Origin of the sequence: Acidiphilium sp. (assembly GCF_049977125.1) — a bacterium.
Classification (GTDB): Bacteria; Pseudomonadota; Alphaproteobacteria; order Acetobacterales; family Acetobacteraceae; genus Acidiphilium.
Genome location: NZ_JBMFGY010000164.1, coordinates 1 through 5,596 on the forward strand (window position 1 = coordinate 1; position 5,596 = coordinate 5,596).

Annotated in this window: 3 protein-coding genes; all 3 read right to left on the reverse strand. The window is 68.3% G+C overall.

Annotated features, from left to right (window positions below):
- Positions 1-34: 34 nt before the first annotated feature.
- Genes ACP5E6_RS15735 through ACP5E6_RS15745 form a run of 3 tightly spaced genes read right to left on the reverse strand, consistent with a single transcriptional unit; the run spans position 35 to position 5,434 of the window.
- Positions 35-3,271: an error-prone DNA polymerase gene (locus tag ACP5E6_RS15735; RefSeq protein WP_427955628.1), complete on the reverse strand. Its 3,237-nt coding sequence runs from the start codon at positions 3,269-3,271 to the stop codon at positions 35-37.
- On the reverse strand, positions 3,244-4,767 hold the full coding sequence (locus tag ACP5E6_RS15740) for a Y-family DNA polymerase (protein ID WP_427955630.1): 1,524 nt from the start codon (positions 4,765-4,767) through the stop codon (positions 3,244-3,246). The genes ACP5E6_RS15735 and ACP5E6_RS15740 overlap by 28 nt, the downstream gene beginning before the upstream one ends.
- Entirely contained in the window at positions 4,682-5,434 is a 753-nt protein-coding gene (locus tag ACP5E6_RS15745) for an ImuA family protein (RefSeq protein ID WP_427955631.1), read from the reverse strand. Before ACP5E6_RS15745 ends, ACP5E6_RS15740 begins: the two co-directional genes overlap by 86 nt.
- Between the last annotated feature and the right edge of the window lie 162 nt (positions 5,435-5,596).

Here is a 5,596-nt window from a genome sequence, read left to right on the forward strand (position 1 = left end):
CCTTTGCCGGCAGCAGGCGCCTGCCACGCGGCCCTCACCTGAAATCACGCGTCTTCACCTTGATGGCGTCGATATGCCGGTCCGGCACGAAAATGTTCCGCGCCGCGGGGACTGGATTAGCGCGCGGCGTTGCATCGTCGCGCCCGGCGATGCTGGCGAGCGCTGCCGATAGATCCGTCAGCCGCTGCGCGATCAGATGAACCACCTCGCCCTCGCGCTGAACTCGCCCGCGCACGGCGATCATGCCGGCGGTCAGGACAATCGGGCGCTGGGTCTCGTAAAGCCCGGGCCAGATCACGAGGTTGGCGATGCCGGTTTCATCCTCGATCGTGATGAACATCACCCCCTTGGCCGAACCGGGCCGCTGGCGCACCAGAACGATGCCCGCGACGTCAAGCAAGGCGCCGTCACGCGCGCCCATGGCCTGCGCACAGCTCACCATCCCGTCGCGCCGCAATTCCCCGCGCAGATACGCCACCGGATGCGCGCGCAGTGACAGGCCGAGATGAACATAATCCGCGACCACCTCGCCACCGCAGGTGAGCGGTTTCAGGGCGACCGTCGGCTCGCTGAGTTCCGCCCCCGATTGCCCGCCGCGTTCGCCGGCCGCCGCGAACAGGGGCAACGCCTCGTCGCGCAGCGCCTTGATCGCCCACAGCGCCTCGCGCCGCGCCAGGTGGAGCGATGGCAGAAACGCATCGGCCTCGGCCAGCCGCACCAGTGCCGCCGCCGGAATCCCGGCCCGCCGCCACAGATCATCGACCGAGGCAAACGCCCGATCGGCACGCGCCGCCACCAGTGCCGCCGCCTGTGAAACGGCGATCCCCGCCACCATCCGCAGCCCCAGCCGAACCGCGCACCGCTCCGGCGCATCGGTCGGCTCCAGCGTGCAATCCCAGCGCGAGGCATTGATGCAGACCGGCCGGATCGCAACGCCATGCTCGCGCGCGTCGCGCACGATCTGCGCCGGCGCGTAGAACCCCATCGGCTGGGCGTTCAGCAGCGCGGCGCAGAACACGTCCGGATGGTGGCATTTCAACCAGGACGACGCGTAGGCGATCAGCGCAAACGATGCCGCGTGGGATTCGGGAAACCCGTAGCTGCCAAACCCTTCGAGCTGGGCGAAAGTGCGTTCGGCGAAATCCCGCTCATAGCCGTTGGCCACCATTCCGCTCACCAGCTTGTCGCGGAAATGCGAGACGCCGCCGGTGAATTTGAACGTCGCCATCGAGCGCCGCAGCTGATCCGCCTCGCCCGCGCTGAACCCGGCGCAGGCGATCGCCACGCGCATCGCCTGCTCCTGAAACAACGGGACGCCGAGCGTCCTGCCGAGCACCGCCTCGAGTTCCGGCTTCGGATAGACCACCGCCTCCCTGCCCTCGCGCCGGCGCAGATAGGGATGCACCATATCGCCCTGGATCGGCCCCGGCCGCACGATCGCCACCTCGATCACCAGATCATAGAAGGTCCGTGGCTTCATTCGCGGCAGCATCGCCATCTGCGCCCGGCTTTCGATCTGGAACGTGCCCAGCGTGTCGGCGCGCCGGATCATTGCATAGGTGCGCGCGTCCTCGGCGGGAATCGTGGCCAGATCGAGGTCGATTCCCTTGTGCCGCGCCAGCAGATCGAACCCGCGCCGCAGGCAGGACAGCATGCCCAGCGCAAGGCAATCGACCTTCATGAATTTCAGCGCATCGATGTCATCCTTGTCCCATTCGATCACCTGACGCCCGTCCATCGCCGCCGGTTCGATCGGCACCAGCTCATCCAGCCGGTCGCGCGTCAGCACGAACCCGCCCGGGTGTTGCGACAGGTGGCGCGGCGTGCCGATCAGCTCCCGCGCCAGCCCGATCGCCAGTTTCAACCGCCGGTCATCGAGGTTGAGGTTCAGCTCGGCGGTATGTTTGGGTTCGATTCCCGCGTCGGACCAGCTCCAGACCTGCGCGTTCAGCGCGGTGATCAGATCCTCCGGCAGTCCGAGCGCCTTGCCGACATCGCGCAACGCCCCCTTGGTCCGATAGCGGATCACGGTGGAACATAGTGCCGCGTGATCCCGGCCATAGGTCTCGAACACCCATTGCATGACGATCTCACGCCGCTCGTGCTCGAAATCGACATCGATGTCCGGCGGTTCGCGCCGTTCCGCCGAAATGAACCGCTCGAACAACAGATCATTGCGCGCCGGATCGATCGAGGTGATTCCGAGCACGTAGCAGACCGCGCTGTTGGCCGCCGAGCCGCGCCCCTGGCACAGAATCCCCTGGCTGCGGGCAAAGCGCACGATCGCGTTCACCGTCAGAAAATACGGCGCGTAGGCGAGCTTCCCGATCAGTTCCAGCTCGTGGCGCAGCGTTGCGGCGACCGGCTCCGGCACCCCTTCCGGATAGCGCTGTGCCGCGCCGTCCCAGGTCAGCCGGGTCAGCGCCTCCTGCGCGGCGCGGCCGGGGATCGCCACTTCGTCGGGATATTGATAGCGCAACTCATCGAGCGAGAACCGGCACCGGTCCGCGATCTCCATCGTCCGCGCCACCGCTTCGGGATATTGGGCGAACAGCCGCCACATCTCCTCCGGCGGTTTCAGATAGCGATCGGCATGGCGCTCCCGGCGAAACCCGGCATCGTCGATGGTGCAGCCATGGCGGATGCAGGTCACCACATCCTGTAGAATCCGCCGCTCCCTGGCGTGGAACAGCACATCGTTGGTCACCACGGTCGCGACCCGCGCGCGCGCCGCCAGCTCCGATAATTCGAACAGCCGCAGCGCATCGTTCGGCCGCCGCCGCAGCGTCAGCGCCAGATACGCCCGATCGCCGAAAACCTGGCGCAGGCGGCGCAGGTTACGCGTACAGCTCGCATCCGCCGCGTCCGGCACCAGCACCGCGATCAACCCTTCGCCAAAGGCGGCCACATCGGACCAGTCGAGCCGGCACCGCGCCTTGCCGCCGCGCTGCTTGCCGAGCGAGAGCAGGCGGCACAGCCGCGCATAGCCCGCCCGGTCGATCGGGTAGACTAGAAGCGCCATGCCATCGCTCAGATCGAGCCGGCAGCCGACGATCAGGCGAATCCCGCCTTCCCTGGCCGCGACATGGCCGCGCACGATCCCGGCGAGGCTGTTGCGATCGGTGATCGCGAGCGCCCCGATGCCGAGATGCGCCGCCTGGGCGAACAACTCGTCGCACCCGCTGGCGCCGCGCAAAAAGCTGAAATGCGAGGTGCATTGCAACTCGGCATAGGCGGTGGCGTTCACCCGAAAATCCCGTGCAGAAACCATTGCTGCGAACCCGTCGCGGCATGCTCGCCATCCCCGGCGCGAAACACCCAGAACCGCTCGCCCGCGTCATCCTCGATCCGGAAATAATCCCGCACCGCGATCATCTCGGCATCGCGCTTCCACCATTCGCCGAACACGCGTTCGGGCCCATCCGCGCGTCTGACCCGCCGGCGGATGCCACGCCAGGTGAAGCTGACCGGTGGATGATCGGGCAGCAGGGCGAGCGTCTCGATCGCTTCGGGGTTGGGCAGCAATCGCGCCGGGCGGGGCCAGTGATCCGGCCAGCCCGCGCCGACCGGTGGCGCGGTCGGGGCGATCCGGCTCAGGCAGCGTTCCGGCACGTCGCTGGCCACCGGCGCCAACCGATACAACCGATCGGCGCCAATACGATTCGATATTGTATCGATCAAATCGGTGATATCGATCTCCGGCGCCGCGGCGAGCAGCGATGTCATCTGCCGCGGTCCGCACGGTTCGACCCATGCGGCGGAGAGCGTCATGATCTCGATGCCGAAGCCGGGATCGATCGAGCCGATCCGGTCGCGCAACAACCGGCTCAGGCGTGTGGCGTTGCGCACCGGCGCCGCGGTGCCGACCCGTATCGCCTGCGCCTGCGCATCGACCCGATGTAACACGAGGTCGAGCCGCCGCGCCCCGAGTCCCTTGGCGTCCAGCAGGGCGCAGAGATCACCGACCAGCCTGTCGATGGAGCGGGCGATGGTTTCCGCCGCGCCGATCGGCTCGGCGAAACTCTGTCGCACCTCGATCAGGTCCGGCGGGCGTGCGGCCTCGATCACCTCGGCCAGCCTGCCCAGCGCCTGATCCAGCCTTCGGTGCAATTGCGGGCCGAACCGCAGCGCGAGCGGCGCGCGTGGCTGATCGGCCAGATCGCCGATCCGCGTGAACCCCAGGTGATTTAAATCAGCGACCATCGTTCCGGGCAGACGCAGTGCTGCGACCGGCAGCGCCGACACAAGGTCACGCGATCCGGATTCCGGCGCCACGACCATTCTCTCCGCCCCGTACCGCGCCAGCGCATGCGCCGCACCCCAGCCATCCGCCATCGCGGCGCGCGCGGTCACTCCGGCGCCGGCCAGCCGCGCGATCACATCGCGCAGCATCGCCGTCTCGCCACCGTGCAGATGCGCCGCCCCGGTCGCATCGATCACCAGCCCGTCGGGCGGATCGGCCGCCACGATCGGCGCGTAGCGGCGCTGCGCCCACAGCGCCAGACGCTCAAGCCCCGCCGCGTCCGCCCGCGGGTCGGCGTTCCTGATCGCAAGCCCCGGCACCAGCGCCTGCGCCTGGGTCACCGCCATGCCGATCCGCACACCGCGGCCGCGCGCCGCTTCGCTCGCCGCGAAAACGATCCGCCGGCTGCCCTCCCGATCCGCGAGGATCAGCGGCGCTTCAGGCGAGGGCGGCGCGGCCCGCTGGTCGCGCGTGAACCGATCGATCGGCCAGTTCGGCAGAAACACCGAGACGACCCTGGGCATCGCATGCCTCCACGTTGAAATCCGCCGTTTCGCCCGCCCGGCACCGGATCAATTCGACATGCCAGCGCGCCCGCCCGATCCCCGCCACCGGCAGCGGCACCGAAGGCAGGGCGCTGACCCGCCATCGCGTCGCCGCGGCGGTCGGCTGTCCGAAATCACGGGCATCCGCTTGCCGCCGCCAGCGCCGCAGCGCGATCCCCGGTGTGCCGGAGCTTTCCGCCGCCAGCTGCAGCCGCCGTGACGGCGTCATTGAAAGCCGCCCCAATTCCGCCACCACGCCGCCCAGCCCGCCATGGCGCAATCCCTCCTCGAAACACGCCATCACGGCGGTTTCATCCCCGGCCTCGACATAGATCACCCGGTCGGCCGCCAGACCGGCCTGAGCCAGCGCCGGCGCGAACAGATCCGGCCGCGTCAGGCACCACAGCACCGGCCCCGTGGTCCGCGCCATGATGCCCGCCGCGAACAGCGCCGCCGCCGCGCCATCGATTGCGCCATTGCCACCGCCCGCAACCTCGTGCAGCGACCCAAGGGCCAAGCCGCCGCCGGGCAGCCGCGCATCGAGTTCGGCCACCCCGAACGGTAGAACGGCGGAAGCGCGCCTTCCCCCGGCCTCGATCCGCCGGATGGTCTCGCGTAACGCATTCAGTTCGGGCGCCGGTTGCACGTTGGGGACCAGCCTTTCGGAGGTGAGAAATGTTCTTTATTTGTTCCTGTCTTCACCTAAAAGTCAACCCACAAGACGACCGGTATGCCGACCTTGGGCCGGCATTATCAGGTTGAGCGGATGGGGCTGCTAGAGCGTGATGCTTTCAGCGTAACGCTCTAG

What these genes read in the sequence shown, in the direction of transcription:
- ACP5E6_RS15740 (WP_427955630.1), bottom strand. Translation starts at nt 4,767, where the DNA reads ATGCCCAGGGTCGTCTCGGTGTTTCTGCCGAACTGGCCGATCGATCGG.
- ACP5E6_RS15735 (WP_427955628.1), bottom strand. Translation starts at nt 3,271, where the DNA reads ATGGTTTCTGCACGGGATTTTCGGGTGAACGCCACCGCCTATGCCGAG.